The 25,424-nt window shown below is 67.1% G+C and carries 21 protein-coding genes; 7 read left to right on the top strand and 14 right to left on the bottom strand.

Annotated elements, in window-relative coordinates:
- Window positions 1–76: 76 nt before the first annotated feature.
- Entirely contained in the window at window positions 77–1,390 is a 1,314-nt protein-coding gene (lplT, locus tag ACKTT0_RS14890; protein ID WP_407850621.1) for a lysophospholipid transporter LplT, read from the top strand.
- A 9-nt stretch (window positions 1,391–1,399) separates the two neighbouring features.
- On the opposite strand, the gene ACKTT0_RS14885 is transcribed toward lplT, so the two are convergent.
- Both ACKTT0_RS14885 and tsaB read right to left on the bottom strand, forming a co-directional pair.
- Window positions 1,400–2,293 (bottom strand): uracil-DNA glycosylase, encoded by an 894-nt coding sequence (locus tag ACKTT0_RS14885; protein WP_407852434.1) that lies wholly within the window; start codon window positions 2,291–2,293, stop codon window positions 1,400–1,402.
- 14 nt (window positions 2,294–2,307) lie between these two features.
- Window positions 2,308–3,546 (bottom strand): tRNA (adenosine(37)-N6)-threonylcarbamoyltransferase complex dimerization subunit type 1 TsaB, encoded by a 1,239-nt coding sequence (gene tsaB / locus ACKTT0_RS14880; RefSeq protein WP_407850620.1) that lies wholly within the window; start codon window positions 3,544–3,546, stop codon window positions 2,308–2,310.
- A gap of 132 nt (window positions 3,547–3,678) precedes the next feature.
- Here tsaB and risA point away from each other — a divergent pair, with 132 nt between their 5' ends.
- The 4 genes from risA to ACKTT0_RS14860 are packed head-to-tail and all read left to right on the top strand — an operon-like array spanning window position 3,679 to window position 7,025.
- The gene (gene risA, locus ACKTT0_RS14875) at window positions 3,679–4,413 is read left to right on the top strand and encodes a response regulator transcription factor RisA (RefSeq protein ID WP_012248623.1); all 735 of its coding nucleotides are present in this window, start codon (window positions 3,679–3,681) and stop codon (window positions 4,411–4,413) included.
- A 34-nt stretch (window positions 4,414–4,447) separates the two neighbouring features.
- Entirely contained in the window at window positions 4,448–5,842 is a 1,395-nt protein-coding gene (gene risS, locus ACKTT0_RS14870; protein WP_472977668.1) for a sensor histidine kinase RisS, read from the top strand.
- A gap of 60 nt (window positions 5,843–5,902) precedes the next feature.
- Window positions 5,903–6,451, top strand: coding sequence for a peroxiredoxin (locus ACKTT0_RS14865; RefSeq protein ID WP_028356434.1), 549 nt, complete (start codon window positions 5,903–5,905; stop codon window positions 6,449–6,451).
- A 55-nt stretch (window positions 6,452–6,506) separates the two neighbouring features.
- Entirely contained in the window at window positions 6,507–7,025 is a 519-nt protein-coding gene (locus ACKTT0_RS14860; RefSeq protein WP_028356435.1) for a carboxymuconolactone decarboxylase family protein, read from the top strand.
- 106 nt (window positions 7,026–7,131) lie between these two features.
- On the opposite strand, the gene ispF is transcribed toward ACKTT0_RS14860, so the two are convergent.
- Together ispF and ispD are read right to left on the bottom strand one after the other, a co-directional pair.
- Entirely contained in the window at window positions 7,132–7,620 is a 489-nt protein-coding gene (ispF, locus tag ACKTT0_RS14855) for a 2-C-methyl-D-erythritol 2,4-cyclodiphosphate synthase (RefSeq protein ID WP_407850618.1), read from the bottom strand.
- Window positions 7,617–8,300 carry a 2-C-methyl-D-erythritol 4-phosphate cytidylyltransferase gene (ispD, locus tag ACKTT0_RS14850; protein WP_407850617.1) on the bottom strand — a complete coding sequence of 228 codons (684 nt, stop codon included), beginning with the start codon at window positions 8,298–8,300 and terminating at the stop codon, window positions 7,617–7,619. Before ispD ends, ispF begins: the two co-directional genes overlap by 4 nt.
- A gap of 29 nt (window positions 8,301–8,329) precedes the next feature.
- On the opposite strand from ispD, the gene mfd reads away from it, so the two are divergent.
- A complete protein-coding gene (mfd, locus tag ACKTT0_RS14845) occupies window positions 8,330–11,791 on the top strand; it encodes a transcription-repair coupling factor (RefSeq protein ID WP_407850616.1) in 3,462 nt (1,153 codons plus the stop codon).
- A 42-nt stretch (window positions 11,792–11,833) separates the two neighbouring features.
- Window positions 11,834–12,691, top strand: coding sequence for a phosphoserine phosphatase SerB (serB, locus tag ACKTT0_RS14840; RefSeq protein WP_407850615.1), 858 nt, complete (start codon window positions 11,834–11,836; stop codon window positions 12,689–12,691).
- A 67-nt stretch (window positions 12,692–12,758) separates the two neighbouring features.
- Here serB and ACKTT0_RS14835 read toward each other — a convergent pair whose 3' ends face one another.
- The 10 genes from ACKTT0_RS14835 to nuoG form a co-directional block, all read right to left on the bottom strand.
- On the bottom strand, window positions 12,759–14,969 hold the full coding sequence (locus tag ACKTT0_RS14835) for a TonB-dependent receptor (RefSeq protein ID WP_407852433.1): 2,211 nt from the start codon (window positions 14,967–14,969) through the stop codon (window positions 12,759–12,761).
- A 201-nt stretch (window positions 14,970–15,170) separates the two neighbouring features.
- On the bottom strand, window positions 15,171–15,491 hold the full coding sequence (locus tag ACKTT0_RS14830; protein ID WP_407850614.1) for a DUF2818 family protein: 321 nt from the start codon (window positions 15,489–15,491) through the stop codon (window positions 15,171–15,173).
- Window positions 15,492–15,503: 12 nt separating this feature from the next.
- The gene (gene nuoN / locus ACKTT0_RS14825; RefSeq protein WP_407850613.1) at window positions 15,504–16,988 is read right to left on the bottom strand and encodes an NADH-quinone oxidoreductase subunit NuoN; all 1,485 of its coding nucleotides are present in this window, start codon (window positions 16,986–16,988) and stop codon (window positions 15,504–15,506) included.
- Window positions 16,989–16,997: 9 nt separating this feature from the next.
- Window positions 16,998–18,500, bottom strand: a complete 1,503-nt coding sequence (locus tag ACKTT0_RS14820; protein WP_407850612.1) for an NADH-quinone oxidoreductase subunit M — start codon at window positions 18,498–18,500, stop codon at window positions 16,998–17,000.
- Window positions 18,497–20,512 carry an NADH-quinone oxidoreductase subunit L gene (gene nuoL, locus ACKTT0_RS14815; RefSeq protein WP_407850611.1) on the bottom strand — a complete coding sequence of 672 codons (2,016 nt, stop codon included), beginning with the start codon at window positions 20,510–20,512 and terminating at the stop codon, window positions 18,497–18,499. The genes ACKTT0_RS14820 and nuoL overlap by 4 nt, the downstream gene beginning before the upstream one ends.
- Window positions 20,513–20,529: 17 nt before the next feature.
- The gene (gene nuoK, locus ACKTT0_RS14810; RefSeq protein WP_012248610.1) at window positions 20,530–20,838 is read right to left on the bottom strand and encodes an NADH-quinone oxidoreductase subunit NuoK; all 309 of its coding nucleotides are present in this window, start codon (window positions 20,836–20,838) and stop codon (window positions 20,530–20,532) included.
- Complete coding sequence (locus ACKTT0_RS14805) at window positions 20,835–21,482, bottom strand: NADH-quinone oxidoreductase subunit J (RefSeq protein ID WP_407850610.1); 648 nt, start codon at window positions 21,480–21,482, stop codon at window positions 20,835–20,837. Before ACKTT0_RS14805 ends, nuoK begins: the two co-directional genes overlap by 4 nt.
- A 17-nt stretch (window positions 21,483–21,499) precedes the next feature.
- Window positions 21,500–21,988, bottom strand: coding sequence for an NADH-quinone oxidoreductase subunit NuoI (gene nuoI / locus ACKTT0_RS14800; protein WP_028356446.1), 489 nt, complete (start codon window positions 21,986–21,988; stop codon window positions 21,500–21,502).
- Window positions 21,989–22,009: 21 nt separating this feature from the next.
- Entirely contained in the window at window positions 22,010–23,083 is a 1,074-nt protein-coding gene (nuoH, locus tag ACKTT0_RS14795) for an NADH-quinone oxidoreductase subunit NuoH (protein WP_407850609.1), read from the bottom strand.
- Between the two features lies 1 nt (window position 23,084).
- The gene (gene nuoG, locus ACKTT0_RS14790; protein WP_407850608.1) at window positions 23,085–25,412 is read right to left on the bottom strand and encodes an NADH-quinone oxidoreductase subunit NuoG; all 2,328 of its coding nucleotides are present in this window, start codon (window positions 25,410–25,412) and stop codon (window positions 23,085–23,087) included.
- Window positions 25,413–25,424 lie beyond the last annotated feature (12 nt).

The following is a 25,424-nucleotide window of genomic DNA, read 5'->3' as shown; positions in this document are numbered from 1 at the left end:
TCGCTGACACTTTTTTTCATACGAAACAGGTTTTTCACCGCCGCCGGCCCGCCCTGGCGGCATCGGGGATTCTCTTTTGAAACGCGGGTTCTATCTGGTCATGGCTGCGCAGGCCTTCTCGTCGCTGGCAGACAACGCGCTGTTCATCGCGGCCATCGCCTTGATACTGGAACTGCAAGGCCCCGACTGGATGGCGCCGCTGATGAAATGGTCGTTCGCGCTGGCCTATGTCGTGCTGGCGGCCTTCGTGGGCGCCCTGGCCGATTCGTTCCCCAAGGGCCGCGTGATGTTCGCCACCAATGCGCTGAAAGTGGCCGGCTGCCTGCTCATGTTCATGTACGCCAACCTGGGCATTCCCCCGGCGCACCAGACCTACCTGGTCTGCCTCGCGTACGGCCTGGTCGGCGTCGGCGCCGCGGCCTATTCCCCGGCCAAATACGGCATCGTCACCGAAATGCTGCCGCCGGAGATGCTGGTCAAGGGCAATAGCTGGATCGAAGGCCTGACGGTCATGTCCATCATCCTGGGCACGGTGCTGGGCGGCCTGCTGATCTCGCCGGCCGCCTCCACGCTGCTGCTGGAGCACGCCCACATCGGCCGCTGGGTCCACACGCCCGCCGAGGCCGCCATCCTGGTCATCGCCTTCGTGTACCTGCTGGCGGCCCTATGCAACCTGCTGATCCCGCATACCCATGTGCGGTATCCGCCCCAGCAGAAAAACCCGGTGCAGCTCACCATGACCTTCGCCAGCTACGTGCGCGTGCTGTGGCAGGACAAGCTGGGCCAGATTTCGCTGGCGGTCACCACCCTGTTCTGGGGCGCGGGCGCGGTGCTGCAGCTGATCGTCATCGAATGGGGCCGCAGCCACCTGGGCTACCGGCTCGACGAAGCCTCGATGCTGATGGGCGTGGCGGCGCTCGGCACCGTGGTCGGGTCCATCCTGGCCGGCCGCATCCCGCTGCGCAAGGCGCTGTGCGTATTGCCCGTGGGCGTGCTGATGGGCCTGGTGGTGCTGCTGATGCCGCTGGTGCACTCCACCTGGAGCGTCTACGCGCTGCTGCTGGTCACCGGCGGCCTGGCCGGATTCTTCGTGGTGCCCATGAACGCCCTGCTGCAGCATCGCGGGCACGTGCTGTTGTCGGCGGGCCATTCGATCGCGGTGCAGAATTTCAACGAGCAGCTGAACATCCTGCTGATGGTCGCCGTCTATACGGTGCTGCTGTGGCTGCAATTGCCCATCAACACCATCATCGTGCTGTTCGGCCTGCTGGTGGCGATACTGATGGTCCTGTTCATGCGCTGGAGCCGCCGCAACCTGTCGGCCAACCCGGCGCTGCACGAGCAGATCGGCCAGGAAGGCCACGGGCAGGCGCTCAAGGCGCCCCACTGAAGGCAGGCGCTAGCCCAGCGCCGCCGCCAGGCGCAGGTCCTGCCAGGCGCGCGCCTTCTCGCCGGGGCTGCGCAGCAGATAGGCGGGGTGATAGCTGACCACCACCGGGATTTCACGGCCATCGGGCGCGGCCAGCGTATGGCGGCGGCCCCGCAGGCTGCCGATGGTGGCGTCGGTGCCCAGCAGCGTCTGCGCCGCGAAACGGCCCAGCACCAGGATGCGCTCGGGCTTGAGCAGTTCGATCTGCCGCATCAGGTAAGGACTGCAGGCCGCGATTTCTTCGGGCTTGGGGTTGCGGTTGCCGGGCGGCCGGCACTTGATGACGTTGGCGATGAACACGTCCTTCTCGCGGCTCATGCCCACCGAGGCCAGCATGGCGTCCAGCAACTGCCCGGAACGCCCCACGAACGGCAGGCCCTGGCGGTCTTCCTGCTCGCCCGGCGCCTCGCCCACCACCATCCAGCGCGCCGGCCGGGCGCCCATGCCGAACACGGCATGGCGGCGACCATTGCACAGCCCGCACGCCGTGCACTGGACCACCTGTTCCCGCATCGCCTCCAGGTCGTGGGCCGGCACCGGCACGGTGGCCGGGACCGGTGCATCGGCGGGCGCCGGGGCCGGCGGCTTGGCCACGGCAGCGGGGCGCGCCGCCGGACGGGTCGGCGCCGCAGCGGGCGGCGCGGCAGCGGGCCCAGGCGCTGCCGCGGCCGCGACGGCCGGACGCGGGACCGGTGCCGGCGCGGCGGCTGGACGCGGTGCGGATTCGGGCTCGGCGGCGCCCCTGGCCTCCGGCGACGGTGCAGCGGCAGCCGCAACGGGGCCGGCCGGCAGCCAGGTCTTTTCGATGCCGATCTCGCGCAGCCACAGCTTCTGCAGGGCGTTGACGCGCGGGGTGGCAGGCATGGAAGGCGGGAGGGTCACGTCCGGGCTCCGTCGCGGGCGAGGTTCTTCTGCATGAGCAGCGCATCCTCGCGCTGGCCCCTGCCCGCCGGATAATAGCCTTTGCGCACGCCGATGCGCAGGAAACCGTGGCGCTCGTAGAACGCCAGGGCCGTCTGGTTGGACGGCCGGACCTCCAGCAATATGCCCGGCAGGCCGTGTTCGCGCGCACACTGCTCGCACCACTCCATCAGCCTGCTGCCCAGCCCCTGGCGATGGTGCGGGCGCGCCACCGCGATCACCAGCAGGTGCGCCACGTCCGGGGCCAGCATCAGGACGCAGAAGCCGGCCAGCCGCCCATCCTGGCGCAATACCCGGGCCTGGTACCCGGACGCCAGCGCATCGGCGAAATTGCCGCGGGTCCAGGGAAACGCCTGCACCTCGGCCTCCAGCGCCACCACTTCATCCAGGTCGGCCGCCGTCATGGGCGCCAGCACGGGCGCGGCCAGGGCCGGCGCCGCCCTGGGATTGCCGCCCTGGCCGAGCTCGCGCTCCTGCGTGGTGAACGCCACCTTGTCGCGCACGTAGAGCGGCGCCGCCAGTTCCGGCGCCACGGCCTCGCCACGCTGCCAGGCCAGCCGCGCCAGCAGGGCCACCGCCGCGGCCTCCGGGCGCGCGGCCTGCGCCCGGCGCCAGGCGGGCGGCAGGCGCATGTCGTCCGGGTAGATGTCCCAGGCATCGCCAGCCGCCAGCGGTGCCGCGGCGCCCCCGGCGGCAGCCGACCAGGCCGGCAGGTGGTGCCCGGCCCAGGCCACCACCTCTTCCGCGGCGATCAGCATCGGTGCCTGCACGGCCCGCCATGCGCCCCCCGCCGGACGCACGTAGGCCGCCAGGTAGACCTCGCTCATGCGGGCGTCCAGCGCCACCAGCACGATTTCGCCGGGCGCCGCGGCGGCCTGCTCGGCCACGGCCAGGTGCGACACCACCGGCACTACCGGGATATCCAGGGCCAGGCCCATCCCCTGGGCCACGCCGCAGGCCACGCGCAGGCCGGTAAAGCCTCCCGGCCCCTGGCCGAATGCCACCGCGTCCAGGTCGGCCGGGGCCAGTCCCGCGCGCGCCAGGAGCTCCCCCGCCATGGGCAGCAGGCGCTCGGCATGCTCCTGGGCGCCCTCGTGCTCGAGGACGCTGACCTGCGGCCCATGGGGGGTTTCGCGCAGCAGGGCCACCCCGCAGCGCGAGGAAGAGGTTTCTAGGGCCAGCAGGTTCAATTTCATAGGGGCTGATTGTACGAAATCAGCCTGCCCGCCCGGGGTTGACAGCGAGGGATTTCAACCTTACCGCGCAATGTGTAATATCTTGTGAACACCCTCTAGCCGCTGGTTCTCGTCGCTGTTACATTTCCGGCCATGAATACTCAAAACACCAATCCCATCCGCAAGATCCTCGTCGTCGACGACGACCCGCGCCTGCGCGATCTGCTGCGCCGCTACTTGTCGGAACAAGGATTCAACGTCTTCGTCGCCGAAGACGCCAAGGAAATGGGCAAGCTCTGGCAGCGCGAGCATTTCGACCTGCTGGTGCTCGACCTCATGCTGCCCGGCGAAGACGGCCTGTCGATCTGCCGCCGCCTGCGCGGCGGCCACGACAACACCCCCATCATCATGCTCACCGCCAAGGCCGAGGAAATCGACCGCATCGTGGGCCTTGAGATGGGCGCGGACGACTACCTCTCCAAGCCGTTCAACCCGCGTGAACTGCTGGCCCGCATCAATGCCATCCTGCGCCGGCGCGGCACCGAGGAACACCCCGGCGCGCCCAGCCAGGAAAACGAATCCATCGCCTTCGGGCCGTATGTGCTCAACCTGTCCACCCGCACGCTCACCCGCAACGGCGAGCAGGTGCCCATCACCACCGGCGAATTCTCGGTCCTCAAGGTGTTCGCGCGCCATCCCAAGATCCCGCTGTCGCGCGACAAGCTCATGGAACTGGCCCGCGGCCGCGAATACGAGGCCTTCGATCGCAGCCTGGACGTGCAAATCTCGCGTCTGCGCAAGCTGATCGAGCCGAACCCGTCCAAACCGGTGTTCATCCAGACGGTCTGGGGACTGGGCTACGTGTTCGTCCCGGATGGCGGCAGCTGATCATTCCGCTCGACCCGGGCAGGAGCGCCGTCTCGTGCCCCGCTTGCGCAAGATATCCCGCAACCTGACCTCGCGCCTGAGGCTCGGGCTGTTCGGCCGCACCTTCCTGCTGCTGGCGGCCCTCATGCTGGTCAGCCTGGGCGCCTGGCTGCAGGTGTTCTTCAGCATGGAACTCGGGCCGCGCGCCAACCAGATGGCGCAACGGGTCATCACCGCGGTCAACATCACCCGCACGGCGCTCATCTATTCCAATGACGCCGAGCGCAGCAAGCTGCTGCTCGACCTGGCCACCAACGAAGGCATCCAGGTCTACCCGCGCGAGGTCACCGATTTCACCGAAGCCCTGCCCGACGACAACTACTGGCAGCGCGTGGCCCAGCACATACGCACCCGGTTCGGCCCGGAAACGCAGATTTCCTGGGGAGTCAACCAGGTGCCCGGCTTCTGGGTGAGTTTCCAGATCAACCAGGACCTGTACTGGCTGGTATTCGAGCGCGAACAGATCGGCCTGACCGGCGGCATCGAGTGGCTGGGCTGGGGCGCCACCGCCCTGTTGCTGTCGCTGGTGGGCGCGGCGGTCAGCGTGGGCTTCGTCAACCGGCCGCTGTCGCGCCTGGCGCGGGCCGCGCAGGTGCTGTCGCGCGGCGAGACCCCGGCGCCGCTGCCGGAACAGGGCCCGCTGGAAATCCGCGATCTCAACGCCTCGTTCAACCGCATGGCCAAGGACTTGCGCCAGGCCGAGGCGGACCGCGAACTGATGCTGGCCGGCATTTCGCACGACCTGCGCACGCCGCTGGCGCGCATGCGCCTGGAAATCGAAATGAGCGGCGTCTCCGAAGACGCGCGCCAGGCCATCGACGAAGACCTCGGCCAGATCGACCACAGCATCGGCCAGTTGATGGAATACGCGCGTCCGGCCGGCACCCTGCCCCAGATGGCCACCGACATCTCGGCCGTGCTGGCCGAGCTCTACGAGCGCGAGCGCAGCCACACGGTTTCGATGGGCGGCGAGCTCGACGCCTCCATCGAACCCGGGCTGCGGGCCCGCATCACGGCGCTGGACCTGAAGCGCGTGGTCAGCAACCTGATCGAAAATGCCCGGCGCTACGGCCGCTCCACCGATGGACAGGCGCACCTGTCGATGACCCTGCACGCGGAAGGTAATACGCTGGTCATCGAAGTATCGGATCGTGGTCCCGGCATCGCCCCCGAGGAAGTGGACCGCCTGCTGCGCCCGTTCTCGCGCGGCGAAGCCGCCCGCACCGGAGTGAGCGGCGCGGGCCTGGGCCTGGCCATCGTCGAGCGCCTTCTCAAGCACGTTGGCGGCTCCCTGAAAATGCTGTCGCGCCCGGGCGGCGGACTCACCGCGCGCATAGAGATCCCCAAAGCCAGATTTAGAAATTATCAATTAGACAGCGATAGCCAATAGCGTAGAATTTAGGGTTTGAGGCCCTGCCTTCATTCCACCCAACAACTTACGGGAGTACTCATGAAAACTGTTGGCGATAAACTCGAGCCCTTCAAGGTCACCGGCGTCAAGCCCGGCTTCAACCAGCACGAAGAAAACGGTGTTTCGGCGTTCGAAGACATCACCGAAAGCTCGTTTCCCGGCAAGTGGAAGGTGATCTACTTCTACCCGAAAGACTTCACGTTCGTGTGCCCCACCGAAATCGTCGGCTTCAACAAGCTGGCCAAGGATTTCGAAGACCGCGACGCCGTCCTGCTGGGCGGTTCGGTCGACAACGAATTCGTCAAGCTGGCCTGGCGCCGCGAGCACCCCGACCTGAACAAGCTGGGCCACTACCAGTTCGGCGACACCACCGGTTCGCTGGTCGACCAACTCGGCGTGCGTGACAAGAACGAAGGCGTCGCCCTGCGCGCCACCTTCATCGTCGATCCGGACAACACCATCCAGCACGTGTCGGTCAACAACCTGAACGTCGGCCGCAACCCCGAAGAAGTGCTGCGCCTGCTGGACGGCCTGCAGACCGATGAGCTCTGCCCGTGCAACCGCACCCTGGGCGGCGCGACGCTGTAATTTTTCCGGCCCGGCTTGTCCGGGCTTTTCCTGCTCCAGATTATAGGTAAAAACTATGGAATTCCTTTCAGCAATCAAAGATCAACTGCCGGATTGGGCCAAAGATATCCGCCTGAATCTGGATGCCGTGATCGCCCGCTCCACCCTGCCCGCCGAGGATGCCCTGGGCGCCGCCCTGTCGGCCGCCTTCGCCGCGCGCAGCCCCGTGCTGATCGAAGCCTTCAAGAGCGGCCTGTCCGAAGGCGACGCCAACGCCGCCCTGACCGCTTCGGCCCTGATGGGCATGAACAACGTCTGGTACCCGTACGTCGAGATGAGCGGCGATGCCCAGCTCAAGAGCCTGCCGGCCCAGCTGCGCATGAATGCCTACGCCACCCACGGCGGCGTGGACAAGAAGCGTTTCGAGCTGTTCGCGCTGGCCGCCTCGATCATCGGCAAGTGCCACTTCTGCGTGCAGTCGCACTACGAGAACCTGAAGAAGGACGGCCTGAGCGTCGAGCAGTTGCGCGACGTCGGCCGCATCGCGGCGGTCGTCAATGCCGCCGCCCTGTCGCTGGCTGCCCAAGGCAAGTAAGCGACCGCAACAAGTCAGCGCCAGGTGTCTGACGGGATGTCAGACAGCTTCTCCTACCGAAACGTCAGTTCCCACGCAGCCCGGCCCCCGCGCCGGGCTGCGCGCATCATGACGCGCGCGCCAGCAGCGCCACCACGGTGGCCGCGATCCCTTCGTTGCGCCCCAGGTACCCCAGCCCCTCGTTGGTCTTGGCCTTGATGTTGACCGCGGCCGGATCGATGCCCGCGTCGGCGGCCACATTGGCCACCATTGCCGCCGCGTGCGGCCCGATCTTCGGGGCCTGGGCATGCACCGTGGCGTCGATGTTGACCGGCGCCCAGCCGGCCGCGCGCACCTTGGCGACGGCCTCGCGCAGCAGCACGCGGCTGTCGGCGCCGCGATAAGCCGGATCGGTATCGGGAAAATGGCGGCCGATGTCGCCCAGCCCGGCCGCGCCCAGCAGGGCGTCGGTGATCGCGTGCAGCAGCACGTCGGCGTCGGAATGGCCCTGCAACCCGTGGGTGTGCGGGATGGTCACGCCGCCGATGATGAGCGGCCGGCCGGTGACCAGCGCGTGCACGTCGTAGCCTTGCCCGACGCGGAAGGGGAAATTCATAGCCATTTTTCCATCAGTTCGAAATCGTCCGGCCAGGTGACCTTGAAATTGCGCAGCGCGCCCGGCACCAGCAGCGGCGCGTGGCCGGCCGCCTCGATCGCCGAAGCCTCGTCGGTGATGGCGGCGCCGGCCGCCCTGGCCGCGGCCAGGGCGGCGCGCAGCATCCCGGCCCGGAACATCTGTGGCGTCTGCGCCAGCCACAGGCTATCGCGGTCCAGCGTGGCGCGCACGCGCGGCCCGCCCGACTTGACCGTATCGGCCACCGGCAGGGCCAGCAGGCCGCCCACGGCGTCCGGCAGGCAGGCGTCGATCAAGCGCGCCAGCGCCTCGCCGGGCAGCCCGGGGCGCGCGGCATCATGCACCAGGATCCAGGCATCGTCGCCCGCGCCGCTGTCGGCCAGCGCATTGGCCACCGTATCGGCGCGCGTCGGGCCGCCGCACGGCCGGCAGAGGGTGCGCGGCAGGCCGGCCAAGGCCTGCGGGGCCCAGCCGTCGTCCGCGGACACCGCCACGCGCACCTGGCTGACGCGGGCATCGGCCAGCAGCGCCGCGACCGCATGACGGAGCATGGGCTGGCCCGCCAACAGGCGATATTGCTTGGGCAGGTCCGGCGCGCCGGCGCGGCTGGCGCGCGCGCCGACGCCGGCGGCGGGCACGATGGCGATCAGGGAATCAGTCATGGCCGGGAGATTTTATAATCTTCCGCCTGATGTCCGATCCCTTGCCCTCCGACGCGGCCTCGCGGGTTCCCGCCACTGCCGCCACACTGTCCGCCCTGAAACCCGGCGCCCGCTACGCACAGCCGCGCCCGCCCGGCTCGGCCGACGGCTGGCTGCTGGCCGCCCTGGCCCGCCAGGGCGGCCGCCCCCTGGTGGTGTTGACCGCCGCGCCGCTCGAGGCGCAGCGCCTGGCCGACGAGATCCCGCAATTCGCGCCCGAGCTGCGCGTGCGCCAGTTGCCCGATTGGGAAACGCTGCCCTACGACGCTTTTTCGCCTCACCAGGACCTGGTCTCGGAACGCCTGCAGACCCTGCACGCGCTGATGCAGCACGCCGTCGACGTGCTGCTGGTGCCCGTGACCACCGCACTCTACCGGCTGGCGCCGCCGTCGTTCCTGGCCGCCTATACCTTCTCGTTCAAGCAGAAGGACCGGCTCGACGAAGCGGCGCTGCGCGCGCAACTGACGCTGGCCAACTACACCCACGTCACGCAGGTCACCGCCCCCGGCGAGTTCTGCCTGCGCGGCGGCCTGATCGACCTGTTCCCCATGGGCTCGGCCGTGCCCTACCGGCTCGACCTGTTCGACGACGAGATCGAGTCCATTCGCAGCTTCGACGTCGACACGCAGCGCAGCCTCTATCCGGTGCGCGAAGTGCAACTGCTGCCGGGGCGTGAATTCCCCATGGACGAAGCCGCGCGCAACCGCTTCCGTGCGCGCTTCCGCGAGGAATTCGAAGGCGACCCTTCGCGCGCCCTGCCGTACAAGGACATCGGCAACGGCATCGCCTTTGCCGGCGTCGAATACTACCTGCCGCTGTTCTTCGACGAGACCGCCACGCTGTTCGACTACCTGCCGGCCGACGCCATTACCGTGACGCTCGGCGATATCGACGACGCCGTGCTGCGCTTCACCCAGGACACCGCCAGCCGCCACGCCTTCCTCAAGAGCGACCGCGAACGTCCGGTACTGCCGCCCGAGGCGCTGTTCCTGGACGGCGAAGCGCTGCACGCCCGCTTCAAGGCCTTTGCCCGCCTGGCGCTGACCGACGGCGCCCCCCACCCCGACTTCGCCGGGGCCCCGGATGTCAGCGTATCGCGGCGCGCCGAGGATCCCATCGCACGGCTGCGGGCGTTGCTGGCGCGCGGCGAGTCGCGCGTGCTGCTGTGCGCCGACTCGGCCGGACGTCGCGAGACGCTGGCGCAGATGCTGGCCGAGTTCGGCGCCGCCCCGGCGGCCCAACCCGAGTCCATCCAGGCTTTCGTGGCGTCCGACGCGCCCTTCGCGCTGGCCACCGCGCCGCTGTCGGCCGGTTTCGGCATTCCCTCGGCGCGCCTGCTGTTCCTGACCGAGAACGACCTCTACCCCGGGCTGGCGGGGGTCTCCCGCCGCGGCCGCCGCGACCAGGAGCGCGCCAGCAATGTCGAGGCCATGGTGCGCGACCTGTCCGAGCTGCGCGCCGGCGATCCGGTCGTGCATGCGCAGCACGGCATCGGCCGCTACCATGGCCTGGTCAACATGGACATGGGCGAAGGCGAGATGGAATTTCTGCATCTCGAATACGCCAACGGCAGCACGCTGTACGTGCCGGTTTCGCAACTGCACGTCATCGCCCGCTATAGCGGCGCCGATCCGGACGCCGCGCCGCTGCACCAGCTCGGCTCCGGCCAATGGGACAAGGCGCGCCGCAAGGCGGCCCGCCAAGTGCGCGACACTGCCGCCGAACTGCTGGCGCTGTATGCGCAGCGCGCGGCCCGCGAAGGCTATGTCTTCAAGCTGCCCCTGAACGACTACGAGGCCTTCGCCGAAGGCTTCGGCTTCGAGGAAACAGCCGACCAGGCGGCGGCCATCCAGGCCGTCATCGCCGACATGACCTCCGGGCGCCCCATGGACCGCCTGGTGTGCGGCGACGTCGGCTTCGGCAAGACCGAAGTCGCGCTGCGCGCCGCCTTCCTGGCGGTGGCCAACGGCAAGCAGGTGGCGCTGCTGTGTCCCACCACGCTGCTGGCCGAACAGCATGCGCAGACGTTCGCCGACCGCTTCGCCGACTGGCCGGTGCGCGTGGTCGAGCTGTCGCGCTTCCGCTCCTCCAAGGAAGTGGCCGAGGCGGTGCAAGGCATCAACGACGGCCGCGTCGACATCGTCATCGGCACCCACAAGATCCTGTCCAAGGATGTGCGCTTCAAGCGCCTAGGCCTGGTCATCATCGACGAAGAGCACCGCTTCGGCGTGCGCCAGAAAGAAGCCCTGAAGGCGCTGCGCGCCGAGGTCGACGTGCTGACGCTCACCGCCACGCCCATCCCGCGCACGCTGGGCATGTCGCTGGAAGGCATACGCGACTTCTCCGTCATCGCCACCGCGCCGCAAAAGCGCCTGGCCATCAAGACCTTCGTGCGCCGCGAAGACGGCAGCTCCATCCGCGAGGCGCTGCTGCGCGAGCTCAAGCGCGGCGGCCAGGCCTATTTCCTGCACAATGAAGTCGAGACTATCCACAACCGGCGCGCCCGCCTCGAAGAACTGGTGCCCGAGGCGCGCATCGCCGTGGCGCACGGGCAAATGCCCGAACGCGAGCTGGAACAGGTCATGAAGGGCTTCTACCAGCAGCGCTACAACGTGCTGCTGTGCACCACCATCATCGAAACCGGCATCGACGTCCCCACTGCCAACACCATCGTCATCCATCGCGCCGACCGCTTCGGGCTGGCGCAGCTGCACCAGTTGCGGGGACGCGTGGGGCGCTCGCACCACCAGGCCTACGCCTACCTGCTGACGCCTGGCGAAGACGCCATCACCGCCAACGCCAAGAAGCGGCTGGAGGCCATCCAGGCCATGGAAGAACTGGGCTCCGGCTTCTACCTGGCCATGCACGACCTGGAAATCCGCGGCACCGGCGAAGTGCTGGGCGAATCGCAGTCGGGCAATATCCAGGAAATCGGCTTCTCGATGTACAACGAGATGCTCAACGAAGCCGTGCGCGCGCTCAAGGCGGGCGAAGAGCCCGACCTCGACGCGCCCTTCAACCTGGCCTGCGAAGTCAACCTGCACGCCCCCGCCCTGCTGCCGGCCGACTACTGCGCCGACGTGCACGCGCGCCTGGCCATCTACAAGCGCCTGTCGCACGCCGCCGACGCGGACGACCTGATCCGCATCCAGGAGGAACTGATCGACCGCTTCGGCAAGCTGCCCGAGGCCGCCCAGACGCTGCTGACCACCCATCGCCTGCGCCTGGCCGCCCAACCGCTGGGCATCGTCAAGATCGACGCCAGCGAAACCCAGGCGCTGCTGCAGTTCGGTCCCAAGGCGGCCGTCGAGCCGCTGCGCATCATCGAGCTGGTGCAGAAGCAGCGCCACATCAAGCTGGCCGGCCAGGACCGGCTGCGCATCGAGTTCACGGCCCCGCAGATTCCCGCCCGCGCCGATGCCGTGCGCGCCGTGCTGCGCTCTCTCAAGTAATATCCAGCCGCCGCCCCCGTGTCCCTGTCTACCGAATCGACCATGTCCACGCATCATCTCGTCATCCAGTCCCCGTCCCTGAACGCCGCCCAGGTCGAGCAGCTCGCCGCCCTGGCCAGCGCCCAGGGCGTCGTGCAGCTCGGCGCCACGGCCGCGCGGCTGCTCGATGTCGACCAGGACGCCGAACTGCGCCGGCAGGTCACCGCCTGGGGCGAGCAGCACAGCGTGGATACCGCCTTCGTCCCCGCCGGCGCCCGCCTGGCGCAATGCAAGGTGCTGGCGATGGACATGGATTCCACGCTCATCAACATCGAGTGCATCGACGAGATTGCCGGCGTGGCGGGCGTAAAGCCGCAAGTGGCCGAGATCACCGAAGCGGCCATGCGCGGCGAGGTCATGGACTTCGCCGAAAGCCTGCGCCGCCGCGTGGCCCTGCTGGCCGGCACGCCGGCCAGCGCGCTGGAACAGGTCTATAGCGAGAAACTGCGGCTCAACCCGGGCGCGGAACGCCTGGTCGCCACCGCCCAGGCCGCCGGCCTGAAGGTGCTGCTGGTATCGGGCGGCTTCACATTCTTCACCGAACGCCTGCGCGAGCGCCTCGGGCTCGACAGCGCCTACGCCAATACGCTGGAAATCCGCGATGGCGTGCTCACCGGCAAGGTGCTGGGCGATGTCCTCGACGCCGATGCGAAATTGGCCCACCTGCGTGCTTTCGCACAGGCTCACGGCGCCACGCCGGAGCAAACCATCGCCCTGGGCGATGGCGCCAACGACCTGAAAATGCTGGGCGCCGCCCGCTATGCGGTGGCTTATCGCGCCAAGCCCATCGTGCGCCGGCAGACACCCTACGCGCTGAACGTCGCCGGGCTGGACGGCGTGCTGAACTGGTTCGAAAGCTGAGCCGCGGGCATTCGGGGCATGGCCGGGTGTCAGGCTCCGCAGGTGCCTGACACCCGCCTGCCGCGCCTCAGTACTTCACGTTGAGCGACAGCACGGCCGAGCGGCCCGCGCCCAGGGCGGCGTAGTGCGCCGCATAGGCTTTGGTGTAGTACGTCTCGTCGAACAAGTTGTTGATGTTCAGCTGCGCCGTCAGGTGCTCGTTGAATTGGTATGCCGCCATCGCGTCGAAACGCCAATACGAAGGCACCCAGCGGGCCTTGGGCGTGCCGTTGGCGTTGTCCGAGGCATCCGAATTGCCGTACACCTTGGCCACGTAGTAGGCGCCGCCGCCCACCGTCAACTGCGGCAACACCTTGTAGGTGCTCCACAGGCTGAATGCGTGGCGCGGCGTATTGGGCAGGTCCTCGCCTTCCGCGCCGCTGTTGGCGGCGCCCTTGACCAGTTCGCTGTCCATGAAGGTATAGCCGCCGTACACATTCCACTTCGGCGTGATGCTGCCCGAGAAGCCCAGCTCCAGGCCGCGCACCTTGGCCTTGCCCACCTGCTCCGTCTCGGTGGCCGAGACCTGCACGTTGGTGTTCTTGCGAATGTCCTGGAACAACGCGGCCGACAGGGCCAGGCGATCGTCGAGCACCTGCCACTTGGTGCCCACCTCGACGGTGCGGCTCTTTTCCGGCTCGAGGTCCGCATTCCCGGCCGAGACCGAGTCCGAGATAGCGGTGCTGATGGCCGCCGGCGTGGATGACGTGCCGAAGCTGGCGTAGACCGTGCCATTGGGCACGGGCTTGTAGGCGACGCCGAGCTGGTAGTTGAACAGGGTGTCGTCGCGCGAGGTATCGTAGACGTCGGGCGTGCCTGCCGGGTCGTTGCGGCCCTTCGTGAGATTCTTGCCGCTGGTGCTGTAGCGGTCCAGGCGCAGGCCGGCGCTGGCTTGCCACTGTTCGTTGAACTTCACCGTGTCAAAGCCGTAGACCGATACGGTGTCGGTACGATAAACCTTGGGCGTATCGCTGCGCGTCAGCGTGCCGCCATAGGCATCGCCCGGGTCGGGATCCCACAACGACGTGCACAGCGGGCCGGTATTCACGGCGCAATTGGTGCCGCGGTCGACGCCGCTCTCGGCATAGGTGTAGTTGTCGCGCGTGCTGGTGGAAAACTCGAAACCCAGGTCGAACGAGTGCTCCAGCGAGCCCGTCTTGAACTGGCCCAGCAAATCGGTGGTGTTCGAGAACGATTTGTTGATGTCATAGCCGCTCTTGAGCACGCGGGCGACCTTGCCCAAGACGACGTTGCCCTTGCTGTCGTCCGGATTGGTGGCGGCGTAATCCGTGGTTGCCCGGCTGTAGCGCATGACGTTGCGCAGGCGCAGGCTGCTGGCGAAATCGTGCTCGACGGTCAGCGTGAAGGTGTCGTCGCGCGTCTTGAAGAAATCGCGCTCCTTCAGGCCATAAAAGGTCTTGCGGCTGACGCCGCGCGTCTCGGTCACGGGCTGCCCCGACTCGGGATCGTACGGGATCGAGTAGTCGGGCATGCTGTCGTCCTGGTAATGCTCGTAGCCCAGGGTGATACGCGTCGGCGTGCCCACGCCCAGCGTCAACGAAGGCGCGACGCCCCAGCGCTCGAAATCCACCGCACTGTCGCGGCCCGGCACATCGCCCTTGGTGCCCATCAGGTTCAGGCGGAATGCGGCCTGTTCGCCCAGGCGCCAATTGCCGTCGGCAGTGGCGCGATAATTGTTGTCCGTGCCAACCTGCAAGGTGCCTTCGGCGAAGTCGACCGCCTTGGGCTTCTTGGTCACCAGGTTGATGCTGCCGCCCGCCCCGCCGCGCCCGGAATAGACCGAATCCGGCCCCTTGATGATTTCCACCTGTTCCAGGTTGAACGTGTCGCGCACCTGGATGCTGCTGTCGCGTACGCTGTCGACGAAGATGCTGCCGGCCGAATTCTGCCCGCGGATGATGGGAATATCGCCGCCCGGCCGGCCGCCCTCGCCTGCCCCGAAAGTAATGCCCGGCGAATTGCGCAGCACATCCTGCAGGGAAGTCGCGGCCTGGTCCTGGATCACCTGCTGGGGCACCACCTGCACCGTGCGGGGCGTATCCAGCAAGGGCGCCGTCATTTTCGGCGACTGGGACACCTGGGCATCGTACGGCGACGATTCCCCTTCCACCTGTACTGGCGCGAGCTGCTGCACCGAGGTCTGGGCGCTGGCCTGCGAGGCCAGGCAGAAGGCAGGGGCGACCATCGCCGCGGCGAGCGACGAGGCCAGCGAGTTCATTGAATACGACTCCAGGGACTTCACAGCGGCTTCTCCAAATAGAAATAGCAACGATTCTTATTTTTTGATCGGGCTAGATTCTGAATGCAACGACTGACAATTGCCTGAACAATCGCCGCAAATCCGCGAATTACAACGACTTCCCGCTCGCCAGACGAAAAAAAAGCGCCTGCAAGCAGGCGCTTTTCCGGATGGTAGCCATCAAGATCGCAAAGATGGGTGGCGTTTGAACAAATACCGGTAGACGAAGCCCGGGTAGCCCAGCACCAGGTACAGGCTCAGCGTAATGGCGTAGAACTCCCAGCCCTGCGAGAACGAGTTGCCCAGGGCGGCCTCGAAGGCGAATCCCAGGGCGATGACCAGGGCGTAGTACAGCAGCAGTTCCAGCATGCGCAGCCAGAACGGCTTGGCCGCCCCGCCCTTCCAGGGCAGTACGGCCAGCACGCGTTCGGTCAGGAACGGCAGGTTGGCGCTGACCAGCGCCAGCGCAATCAACAGCCAGACGGCGACGGTCTGGTTCATCCCCCGCCCTGCTTACAGCCCCAGGGAGGTCTGGATGGCATGCACGCACAGCGCCATCAGCCCGCCCGGCAGGATGCCCAGCACCAGGATCAGCGCGCCATTGAGCGACAGGACGCCGCGCGGGCCGCACGAGGCCGCCACCGGCCCGACTTCCGCCACCGGCTCGTCGAAATAGACCACCTTGACCACGCGCAGGTAGTAGAAGGCGCCGATCAGCGAAAACAGCACCGCCACCACCGCCAGCGCCACGTGGCCCGCCTCGACCAGCACCTGCAGCACGGCGAGCTTGGCGTAGAAGCCCACCATGGGGGGAATGCCGGTCAGAGAGAACATCAGCAGCAACAGGATGGCGGCGTGCCAGGGGCTGCGGCGGTTCAGGCCCTTGAGGTCGTCGATGTGCTCGCACTCGAAGCCCTGGCGCGACAGCAGCAGCACCATGCCGAAGGTGCCCAGCGTGGTCAGCACATAGACCAGCATGTAGAACAGGGCCGAGCCGTACGCCTGCGCCGACGCGCCGGGATTGCCCTCCACGGCGCCGGACATCAGGCCCAACAGCACGAAGCCCACGTGCGAGATGGTCGAATACGCCAGCATGCGCTTGAAATTGGTCTGCGCGATGGCGGTCAGGTTGCCGATGGCCAGCGACAGCACGGCCAGGATCATCAGCATGGGTTGCCAGTCGGCGGCCAGGCCGTGCAGGCCTTCCACCAGCAGGCGCAGCGCGATGGCGAAGGCCGCGAGCTTGGGCGCCGCGCCCAGGATCAGCGTGACCGCGGTGGGCGAGCCCTGGTATACGTCGGGCACCCACATGTGGAACGGCACCGCGCCCAGCTTGAACGCCAGGCCCGCGACCAGGAACACCACCCCGAACACCAGCGCCATGTTCTGCTGCTGGCCGGCGGACACCACCTTGGCGATCTCCGCGATGTCGAGCTGGCCGGTGGCGCCGTAGACCATCGACATGCCGTACAGCAGGAAGCCGGAAGCCAGCGCGCCCAGGACGAAGTACTTCATGGCCGCCTCGGTGGCCACCACGTCGTCGCGGCGCAGCGCGATCAGGGCATACAAGGCCAGCGACATCAGTTCCAGGCCCAGGTAGATGCTGATCAGGTTGCCCGCCGAGATCATGACCATCTGGCCCAGCAGGGCCATCAGCGTCAGCACGTAGAGCTCGCCGCCGCGCAGCATGTCGCGCGCCTGGGCGTAGGCTCGGCCGTAGACCAGCGTCGCCGCCACGGCGAGGTACGAGGCGATCTTGAGCAGGTGCGAGAGGTTGTCCGCCACGTACAGGCCGTTGAAGGTGCGGCCGACGGCGCCGTCGTTCCATTGCACCAGCGACACGACCGTCAGCACGCCCAGTGCCAGCAGCGAAAGCACGAAGGTGGGCTTGCGCTCGGGATGCGAGCTGACCGCGTCGATCAACAGGATCGCCAGCGCGAAAACCAGCAACAGGATCTCGGGTGCGGCCAGGGCGAAATCGATGTGGGATTGCATCATGGTTCAGTCTTACAGTTTCGAGACGGCAACGTGTTGCAGCAGGGCCTCGACCGAAGCGTGCATGACGTCGGTAAAGGGCTTGGGATGTATGCCCATGTACAACACGGCAATGGCCATCACGCCGAGGATCAGGAACTCGCGCGCATTGATGTCGGTCAGGGCGCGCACGTTGTCATTGGCGATGTCGCCGAACGCCACGCGCTTGACCATCCACAGCGAGTACGAGGCGCCCAGGATCAGCGCCGTCGCGGCCAGCAGGCCGATCCAGAAATTGTGCTCGACCGCGCCCATGATCACCATGAACTCGCCCACGAAGCCGCTGGTGGCGGGCAGGCCGCTGTTGGCCATGGAGAACAGCACGAAGAACGTGACGAAGCGCGGCATCACGTTGATGACGCCGCCGTAGTCGGCGATGCGCCGCGAATGCAGGCGGTCGTACAGCACGCCGATGCAGAAGAACATCGCGCCCGACACGAAGCCGTGCGAGATCATCTGCACGATCGCGCCCTCGACGCCGGCCGTATTGAAGATGAAGAAGCCCAGGGTCACGAAGCCCATGTGGGCCACCGAGGAATAGGCCACCAGCTTCTTCATGTCGTCCTGGACGATGGCGACCAGGCCGATGTAGATGACGGCGATGAGCGACAGGGCGATCATCAGGCCGGCCAGGCTGTGCGAGGCGTCGGGCGCGATCGGCAGCGAGAAGCGCAGGAAACCGTAGGCGCCCAGCTTCAGCATGATGGCCGCCAGCACCACCGAGCCGCCCGTGGGGGCCTCGACGTGGGCGTCTGGCAGCCAGGTGTGGACCGGCCACATCGGCACCTTGACCGCGAACGCGGCCAGCAGCGCCAGGAAGATCAGCACCTGCGGCGTGTAGCCCAGCTTGGTCTGGTGCCAGGTCTGGATGTCGAACGAGCCGCCCGAGGCGTTCCACAGGTAGATGAAAGCCACCAGGGTGAGCAGCGAGCCCAGCAGCGTGTACAGGAAGAACTTGAACGCCGCGTAGACCCGGTTGGGGCCGCCCCACACGCCGATGATGATGTACATCGGGATCAGGGTGGCCTCGAAGAACACGTAGAACAGCAGGCCGTCGAGCGCCGCGAACACGCCCACCATCAGGCCCGACAGGATCAGGAAGGCGGCCATGTACTGCGCCACGCGGCTGGTGATGACCTCCCAGCCGGCCAGCACCACGATGATGGTGATGAAGGCGGTCAGCAGCACGAACCACAGCGAAATGCCGTCCACGCCCAGGTGGTAGTTGACGTTGAACGCCTCGATCCAGGACGCCTTCTCGACGAACTGCATGGCGGCGGTGGAGGAGTCGAAGCCCGTATAGAGCGGGATGGTGACCACGAAACCGGCCAGCGCGCCAATGAGCGAGAGGCCGCGCGCCAGCCCGGGACGGTCGTCGCGGCCCAGAGCCAGCACCAGCAGGCCGAATACGATCGGAACGAAGATCGCAAGCGTAAGCCAGGGAAAAGTGTTGGATGCCATGTCGCTTGCCGTCATTGGGGAATCAGCACAAAGAAAGTTACCAGCGCCATGATGCCGATGATCATCGCGAACGCGTAGTGATAGATGTAGCCCGACTGCAGGTGGCGGCTGACCGCGGCCACCCAGCCCACCACGCGGGCGCTGCCGTTGACCACCACGCCGTCGATCAGGCCGCGGTCGCCGGTCTGCCAGAGCCCGTGGCCCAGGCAGCGCGCGCCGCGCGCGATGACCTGCTCGTTGATCCAGTCGACGTAGTACTTGTTGTCCAGCAGCTTGTAGACGCCCGACAGGCTCGACTTGACGGCGGCCGGCACCTTGGGATTGACGAGGTAGCAGTACCAGGCGATGACGGCGCCCGCCACGACCAGCCAGAACGGCACGGTCTGGAAGGCGTGCAGGCCGAAGGCGACCCAGCCGTGCCATTCCTCGCCCAGCTCGTGCATGGCCGGATGCTGCGGCAGCACCTTGATCACGCCGTCGAAGAAGCCGCCGAACAGCATCGGGTCGACCACCCAGGCGCCCACCAGCACCGAGGGGATCGCCAGCAGCACCAGCGGCAGGGTCACCACCCAGGGCGATTCGTGCGGCGTGCCGCCATGATGGCCGTGGTCGTCATGCCCGTGGGCGTCGTTGCCATGGCCATGGCCGCTGGTGTCGAAGCGCTCCTTGCCATGGAAGACCAGGAAGTACACGCGGAACGAATACAGCGAGGTGACGAACACGCCGATCAGCGTGGCGTAGTACGCGAAGCTGGCGCCCCAGACGCCGGCCGCGCCGGCGGCCTCGATGATGTGCTCCTTGGAATAGAAGCCCGAGAAGAACGGGGTGCCGACCAGGGCCAGCGTGCCCAGCAGGAAGGTGATCCAGGTGATGGGCATGTACTTGCGCAGGCCGCCCATGTTGCGGATGTCCTGGTCGTGGTGCATGCCGATGATCACCGAACCCGCGCCCAGGAACAGCAGCGCCTTGAAGAAGGCGTGCGTCATCAGGTGGAAAATGGCCACCGAGTAGGCCGAGGCGCCCAGCGCCACCGTCATGTAGCCGAGCTGCGACAGCGTGGAATACGCCACCACCCGCTTGATGTCGTTCTGGATGATGCCCAGGATGCCCAGGAACAGCGCGCCGATGGCGCCGATGACGATCACGAACGACAGCGCGGTATCGGACAGCTCGAACAGCGGCGAGAAGCGCGCCACCATGAAAATGCCCGCCGTCACCATGGTGGCGGCGTGGATCAGCGCCGAGATCGGCGTGGGGCCTTCCATGGAATCGGGCAGCCAGGCGTGCAGCGGCACCTGGGCGGACTTACCCATGGCGCCGATGAACAGGCAGATGCAGGCCACAGTGAGCAGCATCCAGTCGGTGCCCGGCAGGGTCTCGCCGGCCAGCTTGTCGGCCTGCGCGAACACGTCCGCGTAGTGCATGGTGCCGGCGTAGGCAAACAGCAGGCCGATGCCCAGCACGAAGCCGAAGTCGCCGACCCGGTTGATCAGGAACGCCTTCATGTTGGCGAAGATCGCCGTGGGACGGGTGTACCAGAAGCCGATCAGCAGGTACGACACCAGGCCCACCGCTTCCCAGCCGAAGAACAGCTGGACCATGTTGTTGGACATGACCAGCATCAGCATCGAGAAGGTGAACAGCGAGATGTACGCGAAGAAGCGCTGGTAGCCGGGGTCGTCGGCCATGTAGCCGATGGTGTAGATGTGCACCATCAGCGATACCGAGGTGACCACCACCATCATCATGGCCGACAGCGGGTCGATCAGGAAGCCGATCTCGAGTTTGGTCTGGCCGATCAGGCTCCAGGTGTAGACCGTGCCGTCGTAGGTATGGCCGTTGAGCACGTCGCCGAGCACGACGAGCGACCCCACCGTGGAGATCAGCACCCCAAGGATGGTGATGACGTGCGAACCGCGGCGGCCGATGGGGCGGCCCAGGAACCCGGTGCCGAACAGCCCGGCAAGAATCGCGCCGGCCAGCGGCGCCAGCGCGATCAGCAAGTACAGGTTGGGTGAGCTAGACATTTTCTTCCAATACCCCGTCAGCCCTTCAGGCGATCGAGTTCGTCAACGTTGATCGTGTTCAGGTTGCGGAACAGCAGCACCAGGATGGCCAGCCCGATGGCGGCCTCGGCGGCGGCCACCGTCAGGATGAAGAACACGAACACCTGGCCGGCGGTATCGCCGAACCAGCTGGAAAACGCCACGAAATTCATGTTGACGGCCAGCAGCACGAGCTCGATGGACATCAGCAGGATGATCAGGTTGCGACGGTTCAGGAAGATGCCGAAGATGCCGATGGCGAACAGGATCGCACCCAGCACCAGGTAGTGGGCCAGCGTCAGCGTCATTCTTTTTCTCCTTGGGCGTCGTCGGCGGGCGCGGTCACGCGGCCCTGGGCGCGGTCGCTCTGGGCAGGCATGCTCACCAGGCGGAAGCGGTCCTTGGCCCGCACGCGCACGGCGGCGGACGGATCGTTGTACTTGGCGTCGCGGCGGCGGCGCAGCGTCAGCGCGATGGCGGCGACCATGCCGACCAGCAGCAGCGCGGCCCCCACTTCGACGGCATACACGTATTGGGTGTACATGGCCTCGCCCAGCGCGCGCGTGTTGTTGTAGTCGCCCGCGACCGGCGCCTGCGGGCCGGCGCCGTACCAGGTGGCGCCCAGCACGAACGACATCTCCAGCACCAGCACCGCGCCGATGACCAGGCCGAGCGGCAGGTAGGTCTTGAGCCCGTGGCGCAGCGCATCGATGCGGATGTCGAGCATCATGACCACGAACAGGAACAGCACCATTACGGCACCCACGTATACCAGCACCAGCAGCAGCGCCAGGAACTCGGCGCCCAGCAGCATCCACAGCATGGCGGCGTTGGCGAAGGCGAGGATCAGGTGCAGGACGGCGGTGACGGGGCTGCGCGCGGTGATGACGCGGAACGCGGCGATCACCAGGACGGCAGCCAATATGTAGAACAGGACAGTGGTGAAAGTCATGGATCAGACCTTAGGCGTCAACGGTATGGCGCGTCTTCGGCCCGGCGGCGGGCGATTTCGGCTTCGTAGCGGTCGCCCACGGCGAGCAGCATGTCTTTGGTGAAGTACAGGTCGCCGCGTTTTTCGCCGTGGTATTCGTGGATATGGGTTTCCACGATGGAGTCCACGGGGCAGCTTTCCTCACAGAAACCGCAGAAAATGCACTTGGTGAGATCGATGTCGTAGCGCGTCGTGCGGCGGGTGCCGTCGTCGCGGATGTCCGATTCGATGGTGATGGCCAGCGCCGGGCAGACGGCTTCGCACAGCTTGCAGGCGATGCAGCGCTCTTCCCCGTTGGGGTAGCGCCGCAGCGCGTGCAGCCCGCGGAAGCGCGCCGAGGTCGGCGTCTTTTCCATCGGGTAGCGCAAGGTGACCTTGCGCTTGAAGAAGTACTTGCCCGTCAGGCGCATGCCCTTGAGCAGCTCGGCCAGCATCAGGCTGCCGAAGAAATCTTTGATCGCTTCCATATCCTGCCTCAGCTTGGCGTATCAGCGCCAAATGTTCCAGGGCGTCTGCATCCAGATCGCCACCACGACCAGCCATACGCCGGTCAGCGGGATGAAAATCTTCCAGCCCAAACGCATGATCTGGTCGTAGCGGTAGCGCGGGAACGACGCGCGGAACCACACGAACAGCGAGACCACGAAGAATGTCTTGATGCCCAGCCAGAGCCAGCCCGGGATCCAGGTCAGCGGCGCGATGTCGATCGGGGAGGTCCAGCCGCCCAGGAACATGATCGAGGCCATGCAGGACAGCAGGATCATGTTGGCGTATTCGCCCAGGAAGAACAGCGCGAACGCCATGCCCGAGTACTCGACCATGTGGCCGGCCACGATCTCGGATTCGCCTTCCACCACGTCGAACGGGTGGCGGTTGGTCTCGGCCACGGCCGAGATCACGTAGATGACGAACAGCGGCAGCAGCGGCAGCCAGTTCCAGGACAGGAAGGTCAGGCCGCGCTCGGCGAACCAGCCGCGGGTCTGCCCCAGCACGATCTCGGACATGTTCAGGCTGCCCGACACCAGCAGCACGGTGACCAGCACGAAGCCGATGGCCAGCTCGTACGAGACCATCTGGGCCGAGGCGCGCAGCGCGCCCAGGAACGCGTACTTGGAGTTCGACGCCCAGCCCGCCACGATGACGCCATAGACGCCGATGGAGGTGATGGCCATGACGTACAGCAGCCCGGCATTGACGTTGGCCAGCACCACTTCGGGCCCGAACGGCACCACTGCCCAGGCGGCCAGCGCGGGCATCAGGGTGACCACCGGGGCCACCACGAACAGCACCTTGTTGGCCTGGGTGGGAACCACCACTTCCTTGGTGAGCAGCTTGAACACGTCGGCGAACGGCTGCAGCAGGCCCCGGAAGCCGACGCGGGTCGGCCCGAGGCGCACGTGCATCCAGCCGATCATCTTGCGTTCCCAGTAGGTGAGATAGGCCACGCAGAGAATGATGGGCACGGCGATGACGACGATCTTCACGATCGTCCAGAGCACCAGCCAGGCCGTCGGCCCCAGCAAGGCCTGACCGTGGCTTTCAAGAACATTGAGCCATTCCATGTCAGGCACGCTCCACGCTGATTGCACCGAAGGCGCCGCCCAGGGCGGCGGTTTGTTCGAAGGCCGCGGCGATGCGCACGGCCCGATCGGCCACGGCGTCGTCCTGGACGGTTTCGAGCTCGACCGAACCGGCGGCCCCGGAGACCCGTACCTTGACGCCCGCCGCCAGGCCCAGCTCGGCCAGCGTGCGGCCGTTCAGGCGCGCGGTGGGCGGGCGCGATGCCGGCGCCGCCTGCAGCGGCTCGGAACGCCGCACGATGGCGTCGCTGCGGTAGATGGGGACGTCGGCCACGCGCTCCAGGCCGGCAGCGGGCTGGCCCACGCCGCGCGGCGCCTTGATGTCGTTGGACAACCGGCCCTCGACGCCGCCGGCCAGGGCGGTGTCGCGCACCGATTCGGAGGTCTCGTCGTCGAAGCCCTGCAGCTGCAGCACATTGCCCAGCACGCGCAGGACCTTCCAGGCCGGGCGGCTCTGGCCCAGCGGCGCGACCGTGCCCTTGAAGCTCTGCGGCAGGCCTTGCGCATTGACGAAGGTGCCGGAGGTTTCGGTGAACGGCGCGACGGGCAGCATGACATCGGCCCAGTCTTGCGCGGCGGAGGCATAAGGGGTGAGCGCCACGGCGAATTCGGCGCCACGCAGGGCCGCCACGGCCTGCGGGCCGTTGTCGGCGTCCAGCGCCGGCTCGGCATGCAGCACGATGTAGGCCTTGAGCGGCTCGGCCAGCATGGCGGCGGCGGTCTTGCCGCCCTGCCCCGGCACGGCGCCGGCCAGGTAGCCGCCCACCGTATTGCCGCCGGAGGTCAGGAAGCCGAAGCGGCCGCCGGCCAGGTCGGCCACACAACGCGCGTTGGCGGCCAGCAGCGCGGCCTGCGGCGAGGCCACCGCCATGTTGCCCAGCAGCACGGCGGTATTGCTGCCCGAGGCCAGGCTGGCGGCCACCAGCTTGGCGTTTTCGTCGGGCACGACGGCGGCGAATTCGGCCGGCACGGGTTGTTCCTTGGCCTGGGCCAGCGCCACGGCGATGCCCGCCAGCGCCGCCGGCAGGCCGGACGGGGCGACCGTCACGCGCGCGGCCACCGGCATGAGCGGATCGTCGGCAGCGCTGTCGACCAGCAGGATCTGCGTGCCGCGCTTGGCCGCCTGGCGCAGGCGCTGCGCCATCAGGGGGTGGTCCTTGCGCAGGAAGGAGCCCACCACCAGCACGCGGTCGAGCGTGTCGAGGTCGGCCACCGGCATGCCCAGCCACGGCGCGCCAGTGAGGGCGGCGTCGAAGGCCGGGTCGGTCTGGCGCAGGCGGAAATCGATGTTCTCGGAGCCCAGGGCGCGCACCAGGCGGCCCAGCAGGGCGAATTCTTCAGTGGTGGAATATTCGGCCGCCAAGGCGCCGATCTGGCCGCCGCCGTGGCTGTCGCGCACGCGCGACAGGCCCTGCGCCACCGCCTGCAGGGCATCGGCCCAGGAGGCCTCCTGCCACTTGCCGTCGGCGCCCTTGATCATGGGCGCCGCCAGGCGGTCTTCGCTGTTGAGGCCTTCGTACGAGAAGCGGTCGCGGTCGCTGATCCAGCATTCGTTGAGGGCCTCGTCCTCGAACGGCACCACGCGCATGGCACGGTCGCCCTTGACCTGGACCACCAGGTTGGCGCCCAGGCTGTCGTGCGGGCTGACCGAGCGGCGGCGCGCCAATTCCCAGGTGCGGGCGCTGTAGCGGAACGGCTTGGACGTGAGCGCGCCCACGGGACAGAGGTCGATCATGTTGCCCGAGAGCTCGGACTCGACCGAGCGGCCCACGAAGGTGGTGATCTCGGAGTGCTCGCCGCGGCCCAGCATGCCCAGTTCCATGACGCCGGCGATTTCCTGGCCGAAGCGCACGCAGCGGGTGCAGTGGATGCAGCGGGTCATTTCCTCCGCCGACACCAGCGGGCCGAGGTCCTTGTGGAACACCACGCGCTTTTCCTCGCGATAGCGCGAGGAAGAGCCGCCATAGCCCACGGCCAGGTCCTGCAGCTGGCATTCGCCGCCCTGGTCGCAAATGGGGCAGTCGAGCGGGTGGTTGATGAGCAGGAATTCCATGACCGACTTCTGCGCCGCCTTGGCCTTCTCGGAGCAGGTGTGCACCACCATGCCGTTGGTGGCCGGCGTGGCGCAGGCCGGCAGCGCCTTGGGCGCCTTTTCCACTTCAACCAGGCACATGCGGCAGTTGGCCGCGATGGACAGTTTCTTGTGGTAGCAGAAATGAGGCACGTACAGGCCGAGCTTCTGGGCCGCATGCATCACCATGCTGCCCTCGGGGACTTCGACCTTGTTGCCGTCGACGGTTAATTCAACCATTGCTGTTCCTGG

Source organism: Bordetella saccharivorans, from assembly GCF_045862855.1.
In the GTDB taxonomy this organism is placed as follows: Bacteria; Pseudomonadota; Gammaproteobacteria; order Burkholderiales; family Burkholderiaceae_B; genus Bordetella_A; species Bordetella_A petrii_F.
The sequence above is the reverse complement of the archived record's forward strand: the minus strand, read 5'-3'. Positions and strand labels throughout refer to the sequence as shown.